This window comes from Paenibacillus sp. W4I10 (assembly GCF_030816325.1).
Lineage (GTDB): Bacteria > Bacillota > Bacilli > Paenibacillales > Paenibacillaceae > Paenibacillus > Paenibacillus amylolyticus_B.
On sequence record NZ_JAUSXX010000001.1, the window covers coordinates 4,484,480 to 4,510,056 of the forward strand.

Annotated in this window: 25 protein-coding genes and 1 riboswitch; of the genes, 6 read left to right on the forward strand and 19 right to left on the reverse strand. The window is 47.9% G+C overall.

Annotated features, from left to right (window positions below):
* Window positions 1-198: 198 nt before the first annotated feature.
* A riboswitch (TPP riboswitch) is annotated at window positions 199-312 on the reverse strand.
* Between the two features lie 149 nt (window positions 313-461).
* Complete coding sequence (locus tag QF049_RS20075) at window positions 462-1,205, reverse strand: IclR family transcriptional regulator (RefSeq protein ID WP_017690772.1); 744 nt, start codon at window positions 1,203-1,205, stop codon at window positions 462-464.
* A 359-nt stretch (window positions 1,206-1,564) separates the two neighbouring features.
* Between QF049_RS20075 and QF049_RS20080 the strand changes: the two genes are divergently transcribed.
* Both QF049_RS20080 and QF049_RS20085 read left to right on the forward strand, forming a co-directional pair.
* Window positions 1,565-2,590 carry an alpha/beta hydrolase gene (locus QF049_RS20080; RefSeq protein ID WP_124118751.1) on the forward strand — a complete coding sequence of 342 codons (1,026 nt, stop codon included), beginning with the start codon at window positions 1,565-1,567 and terminating at the stop codon, window positions 2,588-2,590.
* 150 nt (window positions 2,591-2,740) lie between these two features.
* Entirely contained in the window at window positions 2,741-4,021 is a 1,281-nt protein-coding gene (locus QF049_RS20085; protein WP_307540041.1) for a Fe-Mn family superoxide dismutase, read from the forward strand.
* A 149-nt stretch (window positions 4,022-4,170) separates the two neighbouring features.
* On the opposite strand, the gene QF049_RS20090 is transcribed toward QF049_RS20085, so the two are convergent.
* From QF049_RS20090 to QF049_RS20125, 8 genes are all read right to left on the reverse strand, one after another.
* Window positions 4,171-4,395, reverse strand: coding sequence for a hypothetical protein (locus QF049_RS20090; protein ID WP_091039003.1), 225 nt, complete (start codon window positions 4,393-4,395; stop codon window positions 4,171-4,173).
* 71 nt (window positions 4,396-4,466) lie between these two features.
* Window positions 4,467-5,321 carry a lipoate--protein ligase family protein gene (locus QF049_RS20095; RefSeq protein WP_307540043.1) on the reverse strand — a complete coding sequence of 285 codons (855 nt, stop codon included), beginning with the start codon at window positions 5,319-5,321 and terminating at the stop codon, window positions 4,467-4,469.
* Window positions 5,322-5,510: 189 nt separating this feature from the next.
* Window positions 5,511-6,104, reverse strand: coding sequence for a GTP cyclohydrolase I FolE (gene folE, locus QF049_RS20100; RefSeq protein ID WP_036668229.1), 594 nt, complete (start codon window positions 6,102-6,104; stop codon window positions 5,511-5,513).
* 57 nt (window positions 6,105-6,161) lie between these two features.
* A complete protein-coding gene (locus QF049_RS20105) occupies window positions 6,162-6,425 on the reverse strand; it encodes a YneF family protein (RefSeq protein ID WP_017690778.1) in 264 nt (87 codons plus the stop codon).
* A 165-nt stretch (window positions 6,426-6,590) separates the two neighbouring features.
* The gene (locus QF049_RS20110; RefSeq protein ID WP_307540045.1) at window positions 6,591-7,622 is read right to left on the reverse strand and encodes an HD-GYP domain-containing protein; all 1,032 of its coding nucleotides are present in this window, start codon (window positions 7,620-7,622) and stop codon (window positions 6,591-6,593) included.
* Between the two features lie 15 nt (window positions 7,623-7,637).
* Window positions 7,638-9,518, reverse strand: coding sequence for a tRNA epoxyqueuosine(34) reductase QueG (gene queG / locus QF049_RS20115; RefSeq protein ID WP_307540047.1), 1,881 nt, complete (start codon window positions 9,516-9,518; stop codon window positions 7,638-7,640).
* Between the two features lie 171 nt (window positions 9,519-9,689).
* Entirely contained in the window at window positions 9,690-10,274 is a 585-nt protein-coding gene (gene lepB / locus QF049_RS20120; protein ID WP_074096722.1) for a signal peptidase I, read from the reverse strand.
* Window positions 10,275-10,619: 345 nt separating this feature from the next.
* Window positions 10,620-11,045, reverse strand: coding sequence for a GNAT family N-acetyltransferase (locus QF049_RS20125; RefSeq protein WP_017690782.1), 426 nt, complete (start codon window positions 11,043-11,045; stop codon window positions 10,620-10,622).
* Window positions 11,046-11,465: 420 nt separating this feature from the next.
* Between QF049_RS20125 and QF049_RS20130 the strand changes: the two genes are divergently transcribed.
* Window positions 11,466-12,077: a superoxide dismutase gene (locus QF049_RS20130; RefSeq protein ID WP_150364015.1), complete on the forward strand. Its 612-nt coding sequence runs from the start codon at window positions 11,466-11,468 to the stop codon at window positions 12,075-12,077.
* A gap of 188 nt (window positions 12,078-12,265) precedes the next feature.
* Here the strand turns inward: QF049_RS20130 and mutY are convergent, their stop codons facing one another.
* On the reverse strand, window positions 12,266-13,633 hold the full coding sequence (gene mutY, locus QF049_RS20135) for an A/G-specific adenine glycosylase (RefSeq protein WP_307540050.1): 1,368 nt from the start codon (window positions 13,631-13,633) through the stop codon (window positions 12,266-12,268).
* 29 nt (window positions 13,634-13,662) lie between these two features.
* Window positions 13,663-14,061, reverse strand: coding sequence for a holo-ACP synthase (gene acpS, locus QF049_RS20140; RefSeq protein WP_076216711.1), 399 nt, complete (start codon window positions 14,059-14,061; stop codon window positions 13,663-13,665).
* Window positions 14,062-14,421: 360 nt separating this feature from the next.
* Here acpS and QF049_RS20145 point away from each other — a divergent pair, with 360 nt between their 5' ends.
* Window positions 14,422-15,237 (forward strand): alpha/beta hydrolase family protein, encoded by an 816-nt coding sequence (locus QF049_RS20145; protein WP_307540054.1) that lies wholly within the window; start codon window positions 14,422-14,424, stop codon window positions 15,235-15,237.
* Window positions 15,238-15,399: 162 nt separating this feature from the next.
* On the opposite strand, the gene nadE is transcribed toward QF049_RS20145, so the two are convergent.
* From nadE to QF049_RS20160, 3 genes are all read right to left on the reverse strand, one after another.
* Entirely contained in the window at window positions 15,400-16,209 is an 810-nt protein-coding gene (nadE, locus tag QF049_RS20150; protein ID WP_307540057.1) for an ammonia-dependent NAD(+) synthetase, read from the reverse strand.
* Window positions 16,210-16,348: 139 nt separating this feature from the next.
* Window positions 16,349-16,783 carry a BrxA/BrxB family bacilliredoxin gene (locus QF049_RS20155; protein WP_091038991.1) on the reverse strand — a complete coding sequence of 145 codons (435 nt, stop codon included), beginning with the start codon at window positions 16,781-16,783 and terminating at the stop codon, window positions 16,349-16,351.
* A gap of 221 nt (window positions 16,784-17,004) precedes the next feature.
* Complete coding sequence (locus tag QF049_RS20160) at window positions 17,005-18,699, reverse strand: two-component system sensor histidine kinase NtrB (protein WP_307540060.1); 1,695 nt, start codon at window positions 18,697-18,699, stop codon at window positions 17,005-17,007.
* A 195-nt stretch (window positions 18,700-18,894) separates the two neighbouring features.
* On the opposite strand from QF049_RS20160, the gene QF049_RS20165 reads away from it, so the two are divergent.
* Window positions 18,895-20,163: a BaiN/RdsA family NAD(P)/FAD-dependent oxidoreductase gene (locus tag QF049_RS20165; RefSeq protein WP_307540062.1), complete on the forward strand. Its 1,269-nt coding sequence runs from the start codon at window positions 18,895-18,897 to the stop codon at window positions 20,161-20,163.
* Between the two features lie 175 nt (window positions 20,164-20,338).
* On the opposite strand, the gene QF049_RS20170 is transcribed toward QF049_RS20165, so the two are convergent.
* The 5 genes from QF049_RS20170 to QF049_RS20190 all read right to left on the reverse strand — a co-directional run bounded on the left by QF049_RS20170 (window position 20,339) and on the right by QF049_RS20190 (window position 24,709).
* Complete coding sequence (locus QF049_RS20170; RefSeq protein WP_307540064.1) at window positions 20,339-20,722, reverse strand: hypothetical protein; 384 nt, start codon at window positions 20,720-20,722, stop codon at window positions 20,339-20,341.
* Between the two features lie 112 nt (window positions 20,723-20,834).
* Window positions 20,835-21,410, reverse strand: a complete 576-nt coding sequence (locus QF049_RS20175) for an ABC transporter permease (RefSeq protein WP_307540066.1) — start codon at window positions 21,408-21,410, stop codon at window positions 20,835-20,837.
* Entirely contained in the window at window positions 21,394-22,005 is a 612-nt protein-coding gene (locus tag QF049_RS20180) for an ABC transporter permease (RefSeq protein WP_307543349.1), read from the reverse strand. Before QF049_RS20180 ends, QF049_RS20175 begins: the two co-directional genes overlap by 17 nt.
* Before the next feature lie 100 nt (window positions 22,006-22,105).
* Window positions 22,106-22,837, reverse strand: a complete 732-nt coding sequence (locus QF049_RS20185) for an ABC transporter ATP-binding protein (RefSeq protein WP_307540069.1) — start codon at window positions 22,835-22,837, stop codon at window positions 22,106-22,108.
* A gap of 540 nt (window positions 22,838-23,377) precedes the next feature.
* Window positions 23,378-24,709 (reverse strand): MFS transporter, encoded by a 1,332-nt coding sequence (locus QF049_RS20190; RefSeq protein WP_307540071.1) that lies wholly within the window; start codon window positions 24,707-24,709, stop codon window positions 23,378-23,380.
* A gap of 346 nt (window positions 24,710-25,055) precedes the next feature.
* On the opposite strand from QF049_RS20190, the gene QF049_RS20195 reads away from it, so the two are divergent.
* Entirely contained in the window at window positions 25,056-25,517 is a 462-nt protein-coding gene (locus tag QF049_RS20195; protein WP_076216696.1) for a MarR family winged helix-turn-helix transcriptional regulator, read from the forward strand.
* Window positions 25,518-25,577 lie beyond the last annotated feature (60 nt).

Sequence of the window (25,577 nt, forward strand, 5' to 3'; positions counted from 1 at the left end):
TTCTCTCTCATCATCCATGCCCACTTTCGCAGGTTATTGAAAAAGAAGTCGTTGGAGTACGTGCTATATCGCCCGTTCACTGTATATAAAAAAGCCGGTCCCCGAAGGAACCGACTTTTAATGTCCATCACCAATAATGCACCTTCATGCAGCTCCTTAACGGAGCCCTACAAGGGTCACATCATGTGGTGGTTGTGGTCATATCGCCGATTACTTCCCTACGCTGGTATGATCCAGATCAGGTGCAAAGGGTCCGGAATCTCATGCGATTCCGTCTCAGTCCGGACAGTTCGGACTCCCCCAGTAACGTTAACAAGTTGCGGCACACACATGCCGCCGTTCATATTCAATGAAGCTGGCCCCGCTGGGCCGTCCATTACAGAGTAGCGCAACCGGAACATAAAAACAACCTTTATATTCCAGAACACCAACTCAATTTGGAGAAAAACCTTACATCAGCATCAGGATAACATGAGTCCCATCTGCGTAGCAGCATCCTTCAACACTGGTGCGTATTCATGCAATGTCTCCTGCGAAAGTCGGCTGACAGGTCCCGAGACCGAGAGCGCAGCTGCAATATTGCCTCTGCGATCCATAATCGGCACCGATACCGCCGCAGCTCCCGGCTCACGTTCCTCGTAACTCGTGGCATATCCGTTATCCCGGATGTCTCCCATCTGTGCCAAATACACCGCTGGATCGATAAACACCGGCCATTCCGGCCCGTTCATCAGTTCTTCACGATCCTCGTCCGTGGCAAACGCCATCAAGACTTTGCTGGAAGCGCCCACAGACAGCGGGAGTCTAACACCGACGGGAGCGACTCGGCGAATCGCCTGATCACTTTGCACAGCCTGAATCCGTATCCGTTCACTGCCATCACGCAGGTACAGACTCACGGTCTCCCCCAATCGATCTCTCAGTCGCTCCATCGCAGGCAGCAGCAGAATAGCCGGATCATCACTGCGGGACATATGAGCCGACAGCTCCCAGATTCGGATACCAAGTCGGTACTTCTCTGTTGCTGCATCGCGGATCACGAACCCTCGGTCCTCCAGCGTAGCCATCAAACGATGTACTGTACTTTTGTGCAGGCCGATCTGGCTGGCAATTTCGGTGAGTCCCAGATCACTGCGTGTGGTAAAACATAATAATATATCCAGCGCCCGTTCCACAGCCCGGACGGTTAACTTGCGATCTTCCATGGCATAATGCCCTCCTCATGTTTCATCACATGAAACTTGGTTACATAAATTATATGAGAAACGGTCTCATCTGTAAACCAAAAAGAGCCAAAATCGAAGTAGGCTAACGTGTAAATTTTTCCTTTTTATAAGACTTAATCCCCTGTAATTTACACACTAAGGTAATGTTACCCATATATCTTAAGAACTATATAACAATTGCGTAACAAATGCCCTCAATCAATTGACTTTGACTATACTGGAACATACGATAAAGATATATTACATTAAGATATCGCTCTGAAGCAGGCTCTGAAATCGACGCAATTCTCTTTTCATGTCGTTGTTATCTTCAACTGAACTTCAAAGGAGGGGCATTCATGTATCAAACATCCCAGAGCGAAGCCCCGCTGCAAACAAAAGTGTCCGATCTGCCCTCTTCCCTATCACCGAGGCTGATTCGATTCAAACATATTATCGTAGCGTTGCTGCTCTCCGTTGTATTTTTTCTACTGTTTTGTTTTATTGCACTGCATGGTTACATCGCATGGGTATTATCCAATCCAACGGTAGCACCGGTCTTCTCCAATCCGATGCAGGCCAAGAACATGAAGTACGAAGACATCACGTTCCCGGCAGCAGATGGCAGCCGGACGATGCAGGGTTGGTATATACCTGCTGACAATGCTGCAAGCAAAACGATTATTTTCAGTCACGGCTATGGTGCCAATCGTGAAGAAACATGGGTACCCATGTATGACCTGGCACACTATGCCCATCAACTTGGGTTTAACGTGGTCATGTTCGATTATGGCTTCGCCTCACAGGTGAACAAAGCTGTAGCCACAGGTGGCAAAGCTGAGTCACAGCAATTGCTGGGTGCCATCCAGTTCGCCAAGCAGCGCGGTGCGCAGGAACTGGTTGTCTGGGGTTTCTCCATGGGTGCCGGTACGGCGCTACAAACTGGACTTATTACGAAGGAAGTGGATGCAATGATTCTGGACAGTGCGTTCCTGCTGGAGCCAGATACGCTGTACCACAACATTCACAACCAGATCGATCTCCCGCGTCAGCCTACACTGGAGATCATGAAGCTGTTGTTCCCTGTTCTGAATGGTACCGGATTGCAACAGATCCCGTATCAGGAAGTGAAAAAGGAAGATTATCCGTTCCCGATTTTCTTCATCCATGGTACAGAGGACGAGAAGGCGCCTTATCCAATTGCGGAGCAACTCGCCGCCAACCAGACCAATCCGTACTCCGATGTATGGATTGTCCAGGATGCGCATCATGAGTTGATCTTCCGGGAGCATCCAAAGGAATATCTGCGCCGTGTCTCAACTTTCCTGAGTCATGTAACGAAGACAAGCAGTGACGATGTACAGAACACGAATAATGGAGAATAACCAAATTTCAATCATCGAATTTTTTCCAGAGCCCTCGGGGGCTCTTTTTTTTTGCACTCATAGGACAACAAGCTCGCGGAATATACTCTTGGGACGCATGAACAGACAGTCTGCATGCAATGAATTTCATCTGAAGGAGGTTCAACATAGATGAACTGGTATGGATATGGTCACCTGCTGCCTCTGCGGACATTGGAGGAAATCCGTTTCTGGAAAGAGCAGGAGAAAGAACATACACTCGTCATTCGTGCCCTGGTTCCTGATCTGGAGCCCCCATACGTCAAGCTACTGGAGGAATGGGAGGCTACCTTTGCAAACAGTGAGCGAGTAGCCAATCAGCTTTTAAAACAACTATTGCCCGCAACCCATCCACCTGCTCCCTACATCGTTCGTTGTATCGATCAACTTGTGCTGGCAGCTCGGCAGCAATCGAGAGAGTTCATCAAACAGCTGTATGTTCTTCTGGAACAAAGTGCTGCGGTGCAAGCTGTTCCGCTTGCCAAAGTACTTATTTTGCATTTTATCCGCGAATCAGAATATTTTCTGGGCGTATTGGATACGCTTGGCCAACCTGGCATCTTGCGCGAAACGGATTCGGAGCCATCACTTTTTCTGGAAAATGCGCTGCATACGTCGGGGTCAGGAAACATCCATCGCCAAGCTTCAGAAGCTCCAACTTCTCCAGAGGGGAACGTAAATGCACCTGCCGCTTCAGCTCAGATCCAATCCGCAACCGTTCAACCGCCTTCTACCGGAACAACACAAGCCACGCCCAGTTCTACAACACCTCCTGTAAAAGAAAAGCCGGTTCCCATTGGAGGACACACACTGCCTCCCCTTCCCTATGCGTACAATGCGCTGGAGCCACATATTGATGAGCTGACGATGCGTATCCATCATGACAAACACCATCAATCTTATGTGGACGGACTAAATGTAGCAGAGAAGAAGCTGGCGGAATCGCGAAAAAAGAATAACTTCGAACTCATCAAACATTGGGAACGTGAACTCGCCTTCAACGGCGCAGGCCACTACCTGCATACGATCTTCTGGACAATTATGAATCCTGCTGGCGGCGGCAAACCTTACGGTATGCTGGCGGAGCAGATCAAGCGGGATTTTGGAAGTTATGAAGCGTTTAAGAATCAATTCACAGAAGCTGCGAACAAAGTGGAAGGCAGTGGCTGGGCGATGCTTGTCTGGAGCCCGAGAGCACACCGTTTGGAGATTTTGCAGGCGGAAAAACACCAGAACCTGTCCCAGTCCGATATCGTACCGCTCCTGCCCCTAGATGTGTGGGAACACGCCTACTATCTGAAACATCAAAACGAACGCAAAAAGTATATCGAGGATTGGTGGAACGTTGTCTACTGGCCCGCTGTTGCCGAGCGTTACGAAACGGCACGCAAGTTGTTGTGGCCGCCTTATTAAGCTTGGGGTTAGATGGATTAGAGAAAAAAAGAGATATCTCCAGCCGAATGACTGAAAGATATCTCTTATGGTGTAGACAAAAAAGCAAGCCTCTTTTAAAAAGAGACTTGCTTGTATTTTGAGAGACTTCCTATTGCAAAAATGTTCACTTAAGAAGCACAGCCCTCGCACGCCACATAGTTGTCGCCAACCTGTTTGCTAATGGCGATCAGATCGCCCAACTTGATATCAGCCTCATCGGTAAACTCCAGATCGGCAATACGAGCAACGATCAGTGCAGCAGCCTCTTCCTTGCTTGTTGCCATTTGGCTGAACTCAGACTTTTCGCCTGTAGATACAACCTCATATAAGTACGTATATCTCAACGTTTCCATCCTAACACTCTCCTTCCGAAATCACATCATATCATCTCTATTACCCAATTCCAAGTCCAATTATCAAGAACTCAATCATAGCGCAGTTTCATCTGCTCAGCTGTCAGACGTACTTCTTCAGAGCCAACGCTAAGCACCCTGCTGGCTTCCGCCTGTGGATAGCGATCACGCAGAGTTCGAACCAAAGAGGCGGTATATGCTGCTGCCGAAGGGACACCTGCCAACTCCTTCAGACTTGCCATCGTGCCAGGCTGAACATCCGGATACCCTTCACTCGCCCCACCTGCTGCATGCTGATAAAATTGACGCACGTCCGCTGCCAGTTGATCTCCCTGACCTTCCACGATGATAAAAGCAGTAATAATATACGCCTTTGCCTGCCTGCGCTGGGCAATACCACAGAATTTCAGCCCACCTACACTGACATCATAGTCTCCCGGGCAAAAAGCACCATGGACTTCGCCTGTCTGCGCCTGATTCGACCACGGCGTTAGCGACTCGGCAATAATCGAAGCCATCTCCCGGAAATCATCATGAATATTGATGGCATGTCCGGGATTAGGCAGAATCAGCGACACGTTAACTACCCCTGGGTTCAAGGGTACTGCCGCTCCACCGGAAGGCCGAACACAGACCGCTGTCCCTTGGCTTCTTATCCGTTCCATCGCTTCTACAGCCTGTGGCAACCTGCGGTCACGCAGACCCGCTACAAAGGCATCTGGGTGTCTCCATATATGTGCAACAGGCAGATGCCCTGCCCCAACCCGCCTGCACATGACTTCTTCCCAAGCAAAAGCTTCGAGTACACTACTGCCTTGTCGCATGAGTGGTGTCTCCCAGATTTGCAGACGCAATGAAGCCTGTTTATCTGCCTGTAGTCCCTTTTCCGGCTGAACCGGTTGATCTGAATGGGAAGGTACACTCATCGTTCCATTACCTCCGGCTTAACGAATTCATATGTATCCAGTATATAGGAATGACAACGCATATATAAATAAGCCGGTTCCCAGGGAACACGGCTTATTTATATCACATCCTATGGCTTAGAAACTGCTGCTTCCAAAACCAGAGGAACTTACTCACCCGGCTTGTCCAGCGAGTGGACATACCTGATCTTAATCTTTCACCAAAGACAAGAACTCCGCACGTTGTGCCGGATTCTCACGGAAAGAACCACGTACAGCAGACGTTACCGTCTTGCTTCCCGGTTTCTTCACTCCGCGGGAACACATGCACAAGTGCTCGCCTTCCACAACGACCATAACTCCATGAGGTTCAACGGCCTCTGTCAGAATGTCAGCGATCTGTGAAGTAATACGTTCCTGAACCTGCAGGCGACGTGTTACTGCTTCGACCAGACGAGCCATTTTGCTCAGACCAACGATCTTGCCGCTTGGTACATATCCAATGTGCACCTTACCGAAGAACGGCGCCATATGGTGCTCACATTGACTGTAGTAGACAATATCCTTAACGATAACCAGTTCTTCATGGTTCTCGTCAAACGTGACACCGAGCACATCGCGCGGGTCCACTTCATATCCACCAAAAATTTCTTCATACATTCGGGTCACACGTGCAGGCGTTTCAAGCAGCCCTTCACGTGTACTATCTTCTCCGATCAATTTCAGGATCTGCTCTACATGATACTCGATCTTTTCCCGATTGTCGGATACTTTTGAATTCAAATAATCTTTAACGCCAGCCACTGCCAAACGCCTCCTTTCGAACCACAATAAGGTAAGCAGTTATTCACTTCACTGCTATTATTTTCGGCGGCCCGAACTTTTACGCGCAGGATGCTGTTGCGGCTGAGGCATTTTCGCTCCTGGCTGCTGATTCTTCATCATCTGCTGGGCACGCTGCATTTGCTTGCCATTCAGGTTGTAGCCCATTTGCTTCGCCATTTTCTGAAGCATGTCCGGATTGCTTTGCATTTTCTCAAGTTGTTTACGCAAGTAGAACACCCCGATGAAAAATCCCCCGACCAGACCAACAATCAATGTGATAATCGGTATAACAATATCCATCTCTTAGACACCTCTGTATGCATTCTAAAAAGCCTGATAATCCGTGTCACTTCATGATGTTCAACACACATGTTGCAAACCTGACACAGACCGGATTTCCTGAAAGTATCATAGCATTTCCGCACGCCTTGAGCAAACGGATTTTCCAGTTGAACCGCACACAAGCTACGTCATGACAGCTTCAATGAAAACGGTTGTATGCTGAGCCAGATCGATTTCAACCACATCCAGAGAATAACGCGTACTCCCGCGCGCCACCCTGATTACAGGTCTGCCGGGCAATCCCCGATGTTGACGCACAATGACTCCAGTCTCTTTGGTGGATAGTCGTACCGCTGTACCATTGGGATACACGGATACACTCTTGTTGAACTCAATCAGAATGTCCCGGTCCAGCTTTGTACCAGACAACGCCATCATCTCTTCACAGGCCTCATGTGGCATCAAACTGTCCTTGGATAAACCATTAATGAGATTATCATAGATATTAGCCACACTAACGATTCTCGCAAACAGATGAATGTCACTCCCCTTGATCCCTCTCGGCATGCCTGTACCATCTACATGCTCATGATGTTGCAGGGCTGTATGGGCGACCAACAGACTGAACTCCCGTTTGTTCTTAATCACTTCGAATCCACGCCATGTATGGTGCAGCGAAGAATTCGCTGCAGAGCCACTGCCCGGAGGTTCCCCCACTTTGCCAATATCATGCAATAATGCCCCCACAGCAAGGTCCTTCAGTTGATTATAATTGAGTCCCATATTCAGTCCGATGACCGATGACAACAAACATACATTCATCGCATGAACATACTGTGCATTGTCTTTGGTACGAATATCGGTGAGCTGCACTAACAGTTCACGCCCGTTCAGTACATCATTCAGCAACTTCTCTATACTAAGGGCAACCTTTTTCGGACTCCAGTCTTTCCCGGAGCGAATGGACTCGAGTGTGACACTCATTTCGTTAATTATTGCCCGTTTTGTGGTTTCATCCAGAATGTCTTCTGTATCCACATCTTTATACGCTTCATCCTGGATGTATAACATGGTCACGCCAATACGCTTCAGCGTATTGACCATGTATACGGTGAGCTGGACTCCGGCAGACAGCAATACCGTGCCGTTACTGGAATATACCGTCTTGCCCAGAAGCTCCCCCGCTTCCACGCTCTCCACGTTTACATACTTCATGAACGTCCCCCGCTCTTACGATAGCTGCTCCAATGCGAGCAATTGCTCCTTGGTTTGCAGACCGCCTACATAACCCACCAGGGTACCGTCTTTACCACTGATACGGTGACAGGGAATAATAATCGGAATCGGATTCTTGCTAATGGCGTCCAGAACTGCACGAACAGCCTTGGGTCTGCCGATGATTTCCGCAACCTGTTGGTGTGATGAGGCCTCTCCATAAGATATATCGGACAGAACTTGCCATACTTGTAGCTGGAATGGTGTTCCAAGCCGATCAAGCTGCAAGTCGAACGTTTTTCTCTCCCCTGCAAAATACTCCTTTAACTGCTTTGCAGCTTCGCTGAGCTTCTCTTCATTCTTCTCATATCGATACTCGCCAATCCAGATGCGGGCCCATTGTTGCAGATGAGCTTCCCGTACGTGAAAGGCGCCAAAATCTATATGACACAGCCCTTCATCCGTCGCGCATATCGTAAGAGTACCAATCGGTGTTAGTACCTCATCGTAGTATACGGGCTTGCCATGAAGACCCGTAACGGCTGAAGGTTTCCACGCTGCGGCTTCCGGTTTGGCAGGCTGTGCAGACTGCTCACTACCCGGTTCAATCCCAGCTTCCATTTTCAAATCCTGTTGTAACGCACGTAAGGCATTGTGCTCGTTGTTCTGTTCCTCTGGCTGCTTCTCACTCACTTGCCCAGCCTGTGGCTGTTTGGGTAAGGTCTCGGACGAACTCAGTCGCTCCTCGGCCTTCTGCAGCATGCTTAGTACGTTCCCATCTTGTTCGTTAGCGGCAGCTTCCCCAATTGCTCTCATGGCGTCTTCTCCTCCAATTCTGCTTAACGCCCAAGCTGCGGTTCCCCGCAACTCGGGGCGTGGATCACGTTTTAATACTTCTGTAAGTTTGGGTACAGCACTTTTGTCTTTGAAATTGCCCAGGGCAATAACGGCGTTGCGTTGAATCGGCTTCTTGCCCCGCCAAGCGGCGGAACTCTGACCGAAACGTTCCTTGAATTCCCGGTTACCGATGTCCAGTAGCGGCAGCAGGAGTGGCTTCACAATCTCCGGATCGGGATGAAACTCGGGATGGTGATCCCAGTTCTTGCCCCGGTTCTTCGGACAGACAATCTGGCACGTATCACAACCGTACAGACGGTTGCCTATTTTCAGCATAAACTCTTCATCGACGAACCCTTTCGTCTGGGTTACAAAAGAAATACAACGCTGTGAATTCAACTGCCCCGGCCCCACCAATGCTCCTGTAGGACAGGCATCGATACATTTTGTACATTCACCGCAGTCTTCGGTCACAGGTGTGTCTGGTTGAAAAGGAATATTCGTTACCAGTTCTCCGAGAAAAATCCATGAACCGAATTTGGGTGATATAATGGCACAGTTTTTGGCGCTAAAACCAATCCCCGCACGCTGGGACACCGCACGATCCACCAATGCTCCGGTGTCTACCATACTTTCGATCATGGCCTCAGGTACACGTTCACGTATAAAGTTCACCAGCTTGTCCATCGCTGCACGAAGGACCTGATGATAATCCTGGCCCCAAGCCGAACGGGCAAAAATGCCTCGATACGCACCAGGCTCCGACTTCGGTGGATTTACCATCTTGGATGGGTATGCCACAGCTATAGCGATAAGTGAAGCGGGCTCGCCATCTTTTAAGGCGGGGTGCACCCTTTTTTCAATATCCGGCTCTTCAAAGCCTGAAGCATACCCCTTATCCCGCGACTGCTCCAGCAGCGACTTTAGGGAAACAAAGGGATCAGCCGAAGCAAATCCGATATCATCAATGCCCAGTCCGGGGCCAGCTGCCTTGATCTCCTGTTTTAACTTCTCCCATACGGAGGCATCCTGTGCTGCCCCGGTCTGTACGCTCGTCATTTCTCTTCCCTCTCTTCTTCCGACACTTATTCCGTAAATAGTGAACGCCCGCCTCACGGTAAGAGGACAGGCGTTAATTTCTATATATACCTTACATACTTGAATTCAAACGGAACGAGTCTATATGGTTTAACGCAAAATGCAGTCTGAAGTTGTTGTCCTGTAAGCATTTTACAATTTCTTCAATTCAGAAAACGGCCAGAAAATAAATTCAGCCTTACCTACAATCTGGTCGGATGTAATACTGCCAAACACTCGGCTATCCTTACTTTTGCCTTCATGACGATTATCCCCCATCACGAAGAAATGATCCGGCTCCAGTGTGATTGGGCCAAAATCAGGGTCCTGCACCTCAATATCGGTGTACGTTTCCGCTTGTTGCTCGCCGTTCACATATAGATGGTGATCCCTAACTTCAATTGTATCTCCCGGAAGTCCAACGATCCGTTTCACCAGAAAATCCTTCTTCTCTACACCTTCACTTGGATCACGAAGTACGATCACATCTGATCGGGAAGGAGTACCCAGATGGTATACGATTTTGTTGACGAAAAGGCGATCTCGCTCAACCAGTGTCGGCTGCATGGACTGTCCCTTGACCATTGACAGATTAAACACAAACAGGTTCAGCAGCATCATGATTACAAAAGCAACAACAATCGTTTTGACCCAGTCCCACAGCTCGACAACCCATGATTTCCCCGGTTGTTCAGGCTTTGACGGTTCATTACGTTGCTCGGAAGTCACATGTTCCATTGAATGATTATTGGAATTCAAAGGGACACCTCATTTATTAAATAGTTGAATTAAACTTGTAACATGGTAACCATACTCCCTTTCAGTCTACTTCATTTGGGAGAGTGAAACAATTGGTTATGAGCACCAATACCTTCGTTATCGTGAATACAGCCGGGATAATCGCGTTAATTTAAATAGAATTCGGAGACTCCGAAGTATGTTAGAAAATGAGGAAACCAGAGGAATATGACGTGAAGAACACTCATATAAATAGAAAGGCACATCCCTCACGTTCTTACACGTTAAAGAGATATGCCTAATATGAAATGAAAATCTTTTTTTATTTCTTTTTAAACATGCAAACTAAGCTTTGGACAAAATACTAAGAGTCTGGAAAGCGCTCATAATCTGATTGGCACCGTAACCCATTGCTTCATATAGAGGCATGGCTACTTTGTTGTGCTCATCACCCGCCACCCATACCTGGCTGACTTTACGCTGCTGGAACCGCTGTTCCATAGCCTCGACAAGTGTTTTGCCGACTCCACGGCGACGATAGTCTGGATGTACCGCAATACGGTAGATACAACCCTGGTTGTGATCAATCGTACCGATCAAAGCGCCTACGAGGTCTCCCTCTTCTTCCGCAACCATGATCAGGTCAGAATCCCATGACAATTGACGGGCAAACGGGCCCATCGTGTTCTCATAACACTCTTCCGATAGTGCAACCTGGAGAAGCTCCGTCATCTGGCTTGCATCACTCAACTGAAAGGAACGAACGTGCATGTCTTAAATCTCCCTTTTCGTTAGCTTAGATGAGGTTTTTTACAAAAAGGGAATCCCTTTTTACCAAAAACCCAATGTTCATATAATGACAAAAAACGAGAAAATACCGCTTCTTCGTCAATTAAACCATACTTTTCTCCATAAAACACGCATTTTCTTTTGAAAGCGCTTAATTGTAACCGTTTACATACGAATATTAAACTTCACATCCATTTTAACGCCTGAAAACACATAAATAGTTGCATAAAGGGTAAAATATGTTTGTTATCTCTGGCCCATCATTAGATCAACGCCTCGGGGGACTTAATAAACAAAAATGTTGCTTAATTAGCCCGAATGCGGTTTAATAATAGTGGCAAGGGTATTATTACATATGTACCTGATTTCAAAAAAACCTAAAATCTCAGGAGGTATTTCATTATGGCTTTTCAATTACCGGCACTTCCTTACGCTAACGACGCACTGGAACCACATATCGATGCACAAACGATGGAAATCCACCACGATCGCCATCACAATACTTATGTAACCAACTTGAACGCAGCTCTGGAAAGTGCTCCTGAACTGCAAGAAAAAAGTTTGGAAGATCTGATTGCTAACCTTGACAGCGTACCTGAAGGCATCCGCACAGCGGTTCGCAACAATGGTGGCGGACATGCTAACCACAGCTTGTTCTGGGAAATCATTGGACCTAACGGCGGCGGCGCTCCTACAGGTGATATCGCAGCAGCAATCGATAGCGAACTGGGTGGCTTTGATAAATTCAAAGAAGATTTCGCTAAAGCAGCTACAACTCGCTTCGGTTCCGGCTGGGCTTGGCTCGTAGTTGGCAAAGATGGTAAGTTGTCCATCACTAGCACACCTAACCAAGACAGCCCTCTCTTCGAAGGTCTGACTCCGGTTCTGGGCCTGGATGTATGGGAGCACGCTTACTACCTGAAATATCAAAACAAACGTCCTGATTACATCGGCGCTTTCTGGAATGTAATCAACTGGGATGAAGTGAACAAACGTTACGCTTCTGCAAAATAAGACTATTAGTATGCAACAGTTAACATAAAAGGGAGCCTGATTCGGTCATCGTGACCGTGATCAGGCTCTCTTTTTTTATCGCTATAGTTAATGGGTGTTTTGGCTATTTCCCAAAATACGGGCTTTGATGCGCACTTTTGGGTTGATTTGGCTATGATATCGTCACTTAGGTTCGTTAGCTCCCCCATTTAATCATTCACTTGATCAAACGCACCGGCAAAATAACTGCCGATCAGCTTTAGAAATATGTTGGGGAATGCCATCTTGTCCATATCTTCCGGACCGATCCAGCGGTAGGTCAAGCCATCACCTTTACCTGTCAGTGTCGTAGTACTCAGTGCTAGGTCACTAACGTCAGATGATGACATCAACCTCTCTCCATCGTTAAGCGATGTTGAGATGTTCTGCGTATTAGGCGTGCCTGGCTCCGATGAATGCGTTGTGTCTGGCTCAGGTGAAACAGCTGATAATGAGGCTGTGCCCTCCCTTGTTGCCGCCTGTGCATCGTAGGCGGCTCTGGCTTCCGCTGCGATCAGCGGAAGCTCACTGCTCTGGTCCTGCTCGGTACACTTGTACACCTGCAGGCTCCAGACAATGTGGCTGAACACATGCTCCGCATGGGTAGCCAGCCCTTCCGGGCGGGCAGCGAAGCCTTCCGCCCACAGACTGCCGGCCAGCAATGCCATGGCCGGCTCATCCGCCAGCGGCGCCGCCTTCTTGCTGGCTGCGGCGGGCGCCGCGAGCACATGCGGCAGCTCCCACATCCGGGCCAGCAGGCCTGTGTCTGGGCGCTGGCGCACAAGCACTTGGCCGCGGTGATCCCCGCGGCCCTCCACAATCGCGACCAGCCGCTGCTCAGGGCGCGGCGGCTTCGCCTTGGTCTTGACCGGCAGCGTAAGCTCTCTTCCGGCGATGCGGCCGGAACATTGCTCCATGACCGGGCAAGTCAGGCAGTGCGGCGCTTTGGGTGTGCATACCAGCGCGCCAAGCTCCATCAGCGCCTGATTGAAATCACGCGCTCGCCCTTCCGGAATGAGCTCTCCTGCGAGCTCTTCCATCAACACCCGGGTGCTGCCCTTCATAATGTCCTCATCGATGAGGAAGTATCGGGACAGGACCCGCATGACATTGCCATCTACCGCAGGCTGCGGCTGATTGAAGGCAATGCTGAGAATGGCCCCGGCCGTGTAGGGGCCAACCCCTTTTAATGCAAAGACAGCAGGCTTGTCCTGCGGCATCTCGCCTCCGTGCAGCTCCATGACTTGTCTCGCGGCTGCCTGAAGATTACGTGCACGGGAGTAATAACCGAGTCCCTCCCAATTTTTCAGAACATCTTCCTCCGGTGCTTCCGCCAGTGCCTGCACGGTCGGGAAGTTCCCGATAAAACGATTGAAATACGGAATTACCGTATCTACCCGCGTCTGCTGAAGCATAATCTCTGATACCCATGTAAAATACGGATTGTTGTGGCGCCGCCACGGTAAATCCCGTCGGTTGATCATATACCAATCCAGCAAATTCACGCTGAAATGTTGTTTCTGTTCCTGTAAACCCATATTTCCGTCCTCTCCTATTGCCAAGCTAGCTACTTTTCCATCTGTTCTACGATCGCAAAGGCCGCTGCCAGTTCCGTCTGATGTGTAATACTCAAATGAATGTCATATTGTTTATCATATGGCAGCTGTAGACGTTCCCAGGCTTGACTGGACAGCGAGGCCACTGGACGTCCTGTCCCATCAGGCAGCACCTCAATGTCAGTGAAGCCCATGACACCACCAATACCGCAGCCAAATGCCTTGGACACCGCTTCTTTCGCTGCAAATCGACCGGATACAAACTCCGTCATCCGCTTCCCTCGACGAACCGCGATCTCCCGCTCTGCTGGCGTTAAAATTCGTTTCAGAAATGCTTCCGCATGGCGACCGGACAGCAGCTTCCGCATACGTCCAATCTCCAGCACATCATTGCCTATGCCATATATCATCAACGCTTCACCCGCTTAATCTTTTATACTGTAAGAGGTAGTCCGCTTTTGATTACGAAAGATGCCTACTGGCATCATCAACTTCGAACATGGAATTCAGCCGAAATGTCCGTTGCTCACGTAGTATCTCCTACGCTCCGCTACTCCATTTCTACCTTCATCCCACCTTCTTGGTACTGAAAACCGCTCTTTTTGAACATGCATTGTAAAATATCTCCTTTCAATCACATGATCCGTAACTCTCCGAACACGTATTCTATTGTAGCAGGAGGGGCGATCAGAAGCGAGTACCTATCCGCATTACCATATATGCTAAAATATGAATCAGGAATCGTCTGAAATTCTTAGGAGGTCTGAATAATGCCCATAACTTTTGAGTTGCCCACTGACGTAGATGCGATCATTCGCGGGGACTTTTTCCCTGCACAACAACCCGCTCAAGGGGTCATCATTCTGGCTCACGGATACAAAGGCTTCAAAGACTGGGGCATGTTCCCTTACGCAGCTTCACAGCTAAGCGAGACACATCATGTGCTGACCTTTAATTTCTCTCACAACGGTATCGGTGAATATCTGGAGCAATTCTCTGAACTTGAAAAGTTCGCAGTGAATACGTACAGCCGGGAGCTTGCCGATCTGGCCCTGGTACTGGAGCATGTGGCTACACAACCTGAACTCACCGGACTTCCTGTATACCTGGTTGGCCATAGCCGCGGTGCGGGCGTAAGTCTCGTCTATGCACTCGATCATCCCGAGCAGGTGGCAGGTGTCATCTCCTGGAATGGCGTAACCAATCTGGATCTCTTCACAGCGGAGCAAAAAGAAGAAATGCGTACGCATGGCCGCAGCCATGTCGTTAACGGACGAACAGGCCAGCAGATGCCACTGGACATGGCTATTCTGGAAGACCTGGACAAGCATAGCAAACGTTACGCTATCATTGATCGCTTGGCTTCTTCAACTTTGCGAGTCGCACTCATTCAGGGAACAGAAGATCCCCAACGTCTGCGTGACGGTTCTGCCTCACTTGTGCAAGCACGCCCTGATATCCCATGGCACCAGATACCCGAAGGGAACCACACCTTTAATACGGTACATCCATTTAAAGAAACCACTCCGCAACTGGAGCAAGCCATCACCCAAACCCTGCAACAGATCAAAGACTGGAGTAGCTAACTCATCATTAAATATAGTAGTCACCTGGATTTTTGCGGTTTCTCGTTCCACATAACAAAAAGAGTCACTGCGTGAGCAGTGACTCTTTTTGCATTCCCTAAGAGGGACGGTATTTCAATGTTGGTGTTAACAGCCTATAACGATCATGCACATCCACCCGTATTAGATACCAGGAATGGCATTGCGTTTGTGATGTGTGCGCGTATAGAACGCCTCAAGGCGCTCTTGTGCAGCCGGATCGATCTGTTTGCCTTCGAGATAGTCGCTGTTCGCTTCATACGAAATTCCCAGCTCTTCTTCGTCCGTCTGACCTTCCCACAGCCCTGCCGATGGTGCTTTGTCCAAAATAGCCTGTGGCACGTTCAGATATGCTGCCAGCTGGCGTACCTGACGTTTGTTCAGGGTGCTCAATGGTGTGATATCCACAGCACCGTCGCCCCATTTGGTATAGAAGCCTGTGATGGCTTCGGATGCATGATCCGTACCTACAACGAGCAGGTTCTCTTCAAACGAAAGCGCATATTGCATAACCATACGAGTTCTCGCCTTAACATTACCTTTGCCTTGATGAGTCATATGGCGTGGGCTTCCCAAGGATTTGAAACCTTGCTCCACTTCCAGCGCAATCTCGTTAACTGCATCTTCAATATTGGTTTCCACGACATGCTTCAGATCGTATGCTTTAGCTACAGCGTAGCTGTGGTCGATATCGGATTGTTCACCATAAGGTTGGAACACACCAAGCGTTTTGTACTCTTGGTTGTTCTCTTGCGTAAGCTCGTCCGTCGCTTTTTTGCAAAGCGCCGTAGCCACTGCACTGTCAATACCGCCGCTGATCGCAATCAGCAAACCCTTGGCACCCGCATTTTTCACATACGTCTTCAGAAAATCAACACGCTTGCGTACTTCCTCTTCTTCATTAATGCTTGGTTTAACCTTCAATTCAGCGATGATCTGTTGTTGCAAACTCATCGTTCACACACCCCGTTTCTAAATGAATGAAATTTGATGTCCAGCTTGAAAGGTCCGAATGGTTCAATAACCTTATCTATCCAAAATGAAACGCCCCGGCATCGGTGATCCGAAGGGCGGGGCGTTCTATTGGAGCGAATTAACGGCAGTAACGGTCAAATGCACTTTTGAGATCAGCCGCAATATCCTCTGCAGAACGGTCTTCCACTTGATGACGCTCGATAAAGTGAACGAGTTCTCCATCTTTCATCAGAGCGATGGACGGTGAAGATGGAGGATACGGTGCAAAGAATTCACGTGCTTTTGCAGTTGCTTCTTTGTCCTGACCAGCAAATACAGTGTACAGGTGATCCGGTGTAATATCGTGCTGCAGTGCTTGGGACACACCTGGGCGACATTGACCTGCGGCACATCCGCAGACAGAGTTAATGACAACCAGCGCTGTTCCTTTTGCATCCGGAAGACTTGCTTCCACTTCTTCAGGAGTACGCAACTCCTGGATTCCTAGACGAGTTAACTCATCCCGCATGGGTTGAACCATATCTTTCATGTATTGATCAAATGACATCGACATTCGGTTTCACTCCTTATAAATGGTTGTTCTATGATCTCGATAGAATTAAAGGCGAATAACTTTCGAAAACAACGTTACATTCATATCGAACATTATGGATGTAATGATGTGCTATTCCTATTATACATCCATAAGCAATGAAAGCAAGATTCAGAAACCGCCTGCGGAAAGGCCTCTTCCATAATATTATGTCTCAATGTCTGGCAAAATATGCTGAATGACTAACGTTCAAATGCCACTTTGAAGGTCGTGCCCTGGCCTTCCTCCGATTCCACAGTAATGGTTCCATTATGTCGTTCCACAATACTTAGGCACATGGACAATCCAAGTCCGGTTCCCTTGGCTTTTGTCGTATAGAAAGGTTCAAACAGCTTTTCCTTCTTCACTCTGGGTAGACCAGGTCCTGTGTCACGTACACACAGTTCCACTTTATCATCCACTATCCGTGTCTCCAGCGTAAGCACACCCTTCTCATTCATGGCTTCCATCCCGTTACGGGCCAGGTTCAACACCACCTGTTTGATTTCCTTAGAATTGAGATGCAGCTTCGGCACATTATGGGCCAACATGAGTTCAATACTCTGACCACGCAGGTTCGCATCCGCCCATAACAATGGACTCAGTTCATGTATGATATCGTGCAACTGGGATTCTTCTTTCTCGGCAATACGATTCTGAGCCAAAGACAAGAAATCATTAATGATGCTGTTGGCCCGGTCCAGCTCTTCCAGAACGATCCGGTAATAGTGATCGAGGGAATCAGGACTCTTTTCCTGCATGAGTTGAAGAAAACCCCGCACAACCGCCATTGGATTACGCACCTCATGCGTAATGCTTGCAGCCATCTGCCCCACCAGACTGAGACGATCCACATTATCCAGTTCACTTCGCAACATCTCAAGCTCCGTGATATCCTGAATGATCAGCATGGCTCCTGTAACTTCTCTCGCAGACTCTGTTGAAAAGGCATAAATCGGTACGGTTCGGGACTGAAATACGTATGCACCGTAACGAACGGTCAACCCACTAATCTCACCATGAACGATGGCTCTGCGAATGCTTTTATCCATCTTATCCGCCTGACCTTGTTCAACAAATTGACTGGCAGGCTGTCCAATGAGATCAGGCGTGGAGGTACAAGGTAGCTGCTCCCTTGCGGTTTGCTCCATCATCTCATTGACAAACATGACTGTGCCTTGTTTATCTACGGTGGCAATGGAGAGAGGCACTGCATTCAGAATCTGATGAAGTTTCTCCGTTTCAGCTATGTATCGGTGGTGGACTTCCGAGAGATGCTGCTCCAGCCCGCGATATTGCTTCATCCGTTCCAGCCATAGCAGACTCAGACTGCCCGCAACAATGGCTCCAGCGGTATATCCAAGTGCTGTAAGTATCATGTAGGTCGCAGAGTATGTGGATTCATTCTGGAGGGATGCGATCCATAACAGACTCGTTACAATCAGTTCCATTGTAATCAGGATGATGAGGATCGCCATTTTGCGTGAAGGTGTATTATGCTTGAATCGTTTGGCAGACAACCATACAATGGGATAGAGAAGAATGCCCGTATGAAGGAGAAATCCGTACAGATCATAGGGATGCGCAATAAGAAAATAGAAGAGAATATGTAGAATGGACAGCGTTACGCCTATAGCGGACTTACAATACAAAATAACAAGTATCACAGGTACGATGCTTAATGATATGGATACGGCCACCGGGCTTGCGTAGAGCGCAAACAGCAGACACAATAACATGCTCAGGGCACTTGTCACAGCAAAACTGGTATGAACGGTTCCTGCATGTTCCATTCTGGCAATAGCCCGCTTGGAGAGTACCAGACGGAATAAGGGAATCAGAAATACCGCCGACCCTGCCAGCAGTACTTGTAAAAGCATGTCCTTTAACGCAACCACAATGCCATCTCCTCCTCTGCCTGCACATTCCCTCATGTATTTCTGATTAAAACATAGGCGACAGTATATTACAATATACCCCTTAAGACTGCACAATAGAACTGCTCATAACTCCATTATATTTCAGAAAAAGCCAGGAGTAGACACATTTTACGTAAAACAGACAAAATCAATGAAAAAAGAGGGTAATAACATATGTATGATGTCATTGTAATTGGTGGTGGATCTGCGGGCCTGATGGCTTGCGTTGCTGCTGCCGAGCATGGAGCCTCCGTGCTTCTGCTGGATAAAGGAGATCAACTGGGTCGTAAACTAGGCATCTCTGGCGGAGGTCGATGCAATGTAACCAATGCCAAGGAAACGGATGAACTCATCCGACATATTCCGGGCAATGGACGCTTTTTATATAGTTCGTTTCAGAATCTGGACAACCAGGGAATCATGCGTTTCTTCGAGAATCTCGGAATTGCCCTGAAAGAAGAAGACAACGGCAGAATGTTCCCTGTAACCGATAAAGCGAAAACAGTCGTGGATGCGCTGGTAGGCAAGATTGTCTCCCTCGGCGTTGAGATTCGCACCAAAGAACCAGTCAAGGAAATTATTCAGAATGGTCAGCAGGTACAGGGTGTTAAATTGATATCCGGTAAAACTATTCTTGGGCGCTCTGTCATCATCGCTACCGGCGGCAAGTCCGTACCCCAAACCGGATCTACCGGAGACGGTTATCCTTGGGCTGAAGCTGCGGGCCACACGATAACGGAGTTATATCCGACCGAAGTGCCCATTGTGTCTGGAGAGAGTTGGATTCAGTCCAAAGAACTGCAAGGTTTGTCTTTGAGGGATATTGCTCTATCCGTAGTGGATGCCAAAGGAAAAACAGTCATCTCTCATCGCGGGGATATGATCTTCACGCATTTTGGAGTGTCCGGACCGGTCGCACTGCGTTGCAGCCAATTTATCCGCAAGGTTCAGATGAAATCTGGAAACCCACAGGTCATTATGAGCATTGATCTGTTCCCGGAGCTGTCCCTAGGTGCATTGGAAGCACAGGTGCAACAGGTATTGGAACAAGAATCCCGCAAGGCTGTCAAAAACATTTTAAAAACATGGGTTCCTGAACGCATGATTCCCTTAATGATGAAACGGGCAGAGATCAGCGATGACCTTACGTTCCACCATTTTCCCAAAGGTATGTTAAGCAACTTGTGCGGGCTAATGAAGGCTTTTACCTTCCGTGCAGACGGAACGAGATCGCTCAAAGAAGCCTTTGTTACTGGGGGAGGAATCCACTTAAAGGAGATATACCCAAAAACAATGGAATCCAAGCTGCTGCCTGGACTATTCTTTTGCGGTGAAGTTTTGGATATTCACGGCTACACCGGAGGGTATAATATCACCGCTGCATTCTCCACAGGATATACGGCTGGTATGCATGCGGCAGAATATAAACACGCTAAACTATAATAGAGGTTGTTCAAAAAGTTCGCTTTGATTACGAATCATGCCTACTGGAATCATCAGCGATGAATTGCTTCAGATGCCAAAAACCCCGATATCCACATCTGTGGACGATCGGGGTTTTTGGGCATTGTTCCATTTTAGAAAAATTGGCTCGAACTGCTCTTAGCTTGTGATACTTCTATGCTTTCACACTGCCTGAAAATCCATCAGCCGAATCATCGTATGTCGGGTCATCGCTATAGTTATGTCTGCCTTGCTCCGTCTGGCTTCCTTGGTTTCCGCTCGCATAACCCTCATTCCAGTCCTCATTCACGAGATGAGCAGGAATCGATATATTCTGAAACTGATCCAGCTCTTCCGTTTGCGAGGCAAGTACGGCACTTCCTCCATGAGATTGTACAATCTCTACGGCAGACTGAGGATCTTGGCGATCTGTGGGGATGTACAATTCCAGCGGGCCGGACTGATACGGCTTATATCCCAATTCCTCCAAGGTTGCCCTTGCGGCATTCAACGCTGAATCGTCTGAAAAATGCACCTGTAGTTCGCTATTATCCATCATCGTTTCTTCCTCCTTGCTACAGCTAATCTCTCATCATCCATGGATGAGATTCTTCTTCTATAGCATGGGCAGATATAGCGCACGATATGCTCCGAATTAGAAAGGAATTCCTTTAGGCCCTGGTCAGCCGAACCCATCCGGCAATAGATAACACACAGAGTCCAAAGGCTACCGCACCTGCAGCTGTCAGAATACCGACGATCCAGCCGAGCCAGGCCAATCCCAGCGTGAATCCCATAAGAATGCCAATCGGGATGAACAACATCCGAACCATCATTGAACCTGCAAGATGCAGCGCCTCCGAGTCATACGTTATAAGCTGAACATAGTCGGACGTGGCAAAAACATCCCAGGAACGATAAAACATCACCGTCAACATGATGATTAATAACGCACACACAATGACATTGACCGGAAAAGGTGGTAATGCAACTGCTGCGATGGATAGTCCGCCAAGCTGCAGATATAATTTCATCGTGGCCGAGTTCCTGAAAAATGCCTTGAATGCAATCTCCGCTGTCCGATTCGCAATGGAACGATTGCGTAACAGTTTACGCGGTTTGCGGAAGATGATGGACCGTGTTCGTGGGGCTTTCGGCTTGCTCACCGCCCGGCTTAACATTATAGCTGTAAGCTGCAGCCTGCTCCGCAGATCCTCCCGCACATCACCTTCAAACGTTCCCTTCATCAATAGCCTCATCTGTCCAACTGTAATTAGAAGAAGCATGATAATTACGATTCCAATATATGATTTTCCACGTCTGTCCATACATCCATGATGTCGCATGAATGGTCATGTAACCTATGCTAATGACGAGAGGGATCATCTGAATCCAGCGCCGCCATCCTGTATGTCGAACCTTCGTCATATGTAGTGTTATGGCTTGGAATGAAGCTACTGCACCAAACCAGACAGCCATAAGTGCAATCTGGAGATTCGACATCTCATAGACACGGGACCACAGGGGTGCGGTCAGCGCTGTAATCAGGATCATTTTGCCCAGATGTTGCAGACAGGATCGGTAGAGCCCATGCCTCATTAACGTCCGTATCCATAACGGCCTTGATTTCAGAAACAATACATCCGCTTCCTCCACAAATATCAACACACCACCGGTAAGCATAACCACGTCGATCAGCCCAGTCAGTACGGGGAGAGGTAATCCTGTCGCCCATACAGGCAGTGGTTTGGTCCACAGACTCGTGTACCATCCAACCAGATAGAGCAGACCCGGAACAAGCAGGTTATACCCACACCGTCCAATCCACGACGAGTCTGAGATTTTTCATCTGTTCCCTGAAGTGCTCTTTGCGTCTTCGCCTGTATAAACGAAGTGGTGTATAACGCTGGGAAGTTTCCATTCTCTCTCACCCTCTCTCTATCTAAGACGTCAGTATATCAAAACAGTCAAACAAAGAGGCTTCCGGCAATCCTGCCACTTCACGGATCTCATCCAATGTTCCCTCGGCAGCAGATCTGCCCGAAGCAATCAGAATAAATCGGTCGCAGATTCGTTCAGCGGTATCCAGTACATGCGTAGACATGAGTACACCCGCGCCGCGACGACGTTCATCATCAAGTAATTTTAGAAAATCCTTGGTTGCACGAGGGTCCAGTCCGATGAACGGCTCGTCCACAATATAGATATCCGGTGAAGACAGAAATCCGATCATCAACATCATTTTCTGCCGCATGCCCTTTGAGAAACTGGCTGGAAGATCATTTCGAACGTGGTCCATACCGAAACGAACCAACAGTTCCTCCGCTCGGGCAACAAAAGCTTCTTCCTCCATTTCATACGCCGCTGCAGCCAGATCAAGATGTTCCCATAGCGTCATATATTCATAAAAAACCGGTTGTTCCGGGATATAGGCATAACGACCATCTCCCCCAATCGTCACTTCATAGTTCGCATGTTCCAGCAGACCAAGAAGCGTTTTGATTGTGGTACTTTTGCCCGCACCATTTGGTCCGATAATACCTACCAGCTCTCCTCGCGCCACATTCATTCGAATATTGCGTATTGTCGATTGTCCCGGCTCGTATCCTGCCTCTGTAATATGTACGTCCAATATGGACTCTTGTACTTCCTTACTGTTATATTCCGTTCCCATATCATTCACTCCCTGTTCTGATCAGGCGTTTATTTCATTCTTTATGTTTTATTGTAATCGAGTTGCGGGTTGTATGTTTGATCATTTTAAGCATTTCTATATAGATGGCAAATAAACAAAGCAATAAATCATAGTAATGTATGATTTATTGCTTTGTTTATTATTCTTCGTTTTCGGTAACACAGTATGTACGAATAATCGAGACTAGTTCTTCAAATGTGAACTTGTGGTTCACCATATCAACAGTAAAGTCCTCAGCAAACGTTTGATCCATTTTAAGATACACATTGTTATAACGCAGAAAGATTACCAATGCGGTAAAAGCCGTTTATAGATTGGTAGGCTTCGTTACCAAAAGCTGATGATTGTGCTCTTACAACCGCAGACTCAAGCAGACCAGAATCTTTAACTCCAATCTGCTCTCCAGGACATTAAACGTGAAGGCGTTTACTCAAACGCTTTCCAATCAAAAACTTAAAATTTGAAGTAAATTCAAATCTTCATTTCAACTGTTCTAACCTGAGCTGATCCGGCATGTTTTCAGTCGCCTGCAATCATGGTCTTGGCTGCAATGGAGCCATTCAGATCGGCTTTTTCCCCGCTACGTTTCATCAAATAAATTAACCCAAGCAGGGTCAGCAATATGCCTGAACAGACAAAAGCCGGCACTACACCAAATGAGGTGACCATGAACCCGCCTACCACCGGTCCCATAATATTACTGGCAGTCATCACGCTGCCTACCGTTCCAAATACCCTGCCTGTCATCGCCTCAGGTGTCTGTTCCTGCAACAGGATCTGAAAGGGTACAATCGCAAACCCAATTCCGACACCTGCCAAGGCAAAGAGGGATACTAACAACAGATTGGCACCTAGCCCGGCGTGCGGCCAAATCCCAACAATAACTCCGGCTCCGCCGATAACCAGACCCATGAGTATGGTACCCAGACCCATTTTCAAAACATGCCCTGCATGCTTCCACTTCCGTACACTCATCGCTGCAATTAATGTGCCTACACCACTTGCTGCCACGCACCATCCCAGCAGATCACTTGAAATTCCGGGAAGCTGTCTGAATAACACCACAGTCTGTGAATCGGCAAATTGCAGAAAAAGTATGGCTGAAGCAAGCAAAATCAGAGACGTTCCTACATAAGGGAGAGATGCGAGCATTCGGATACCCTCCAGTGTTTCTTTCCAAAAAGAGCCTTTTGAGCGGTTGCAAACATCCTCAGCTGGCTCTTCCTCTACTTCTGTTACGTTATGAATTGCGGTTTGGATCACCCGAGTTCCAGGAATCCACAATAAAATGATGCCGGAGATCAAAAAAGACGCTGAATCGAGAACAAAACACCAGGTAATGCCAAAAGCGGCTACCAGCAGTCCACCAAGTGCTGGACCAATAATTTTGGACATCTGTTCGATCACCGAGCTGATGGATACAGCTTGCGCAAGTTGTTCTCGAGGTACAATTTCCTTCAGCTTTCCGTTTTTGGCCGGAGAGAAGATTACATCAAACAGGGATTTGAGGACAAGCAGTATGTAGACGTGCCAGATCTGGTCAGCAAAAATTAACGCACCCACGATGATAATTCTTGCACCATCAGCTACAATCATCAGCCATTTACGGTTCAGGCGATCTGCAAGCGTGCCTGCGAATGGCCCTGTCAACAGAATGGGTAGTGCTGCGGAAAGTGTGACAAATGTAATCTCCCAAGGCGTTGCATTCCAGCGGATACCCACGAGGGTCAGGATTGCGAGCAGATGCAGCCAATCACCCAGATTGGAAATGGCCTGTGCCACCATCAATGTTACAAAAGATCGGTTATTCTTCAGCGGTCGTTGTCCTTCAAACGTTAAATCACTTGTCATCCTTCTTCTCCTCCATTACCTTCCGAATTCATAATATGAACTCATTATATAGAGCAGCCCTTGACTCAACCTCCTGCCAGAGGAGGAGAAGAAGCGACATCTGAAGGATGATTTTTCGGTATGATGAATGATCAAATTTTAAATGCTAAAAATGCAAATCTTGTGACATATCGCATGTTTTTCGTAGAAATAGAAGTTTACAATTAAACCATGGCGACAACCTGAATCGTCAAATATAACTAACCAACTCATATAAGTTGAAATACTCTTTTACATGAACAGCATATCGGAGAGGACCCCTCTCATCATTTCAACTTATAAACTAATCTGAAAAGGCGGGATCAGCATGCTGGAATTACAAGAAATCGGAACCGAACGTTCACTTCATCTGTACCGCACCTTGGCCCAGACATTCAAGAGCGTGAATGAACACGCTGTATCCGGAAGCAAAGTGCATGGCTTCAACCCCACCGCATACGGGGTGCTCGAAGTGTTATATATGAAAGGAGCTCAGCCGATTCAACAGGTTGGCGCACAACTTCTGCTGCAAAGTGGTAATGTGACCTATGTGATCGATAAGCTGGAGCAAAAAGGATTGTTACACCGCAAACATTGTCCGCAAGACAGACGTATCATCTTTGTGGAACTGACCGAAGAAGGACAGCGCACCATGGATGACATCTATCCAGGCTATGCGTTGAAGATTGATCGGGCTGTAAGTGGACTAAGTGAGGAAGACAAGGAATTGCTGTCCGAACTCTTGGGAAGGCTTGCACATTCTGCAGACCGTTTATCAGCCAACAGCTAGACCATTCTTTGCACGCGTGCCATCAACAAAAATAACCGGATTTGCCTGACATCGGCGAAT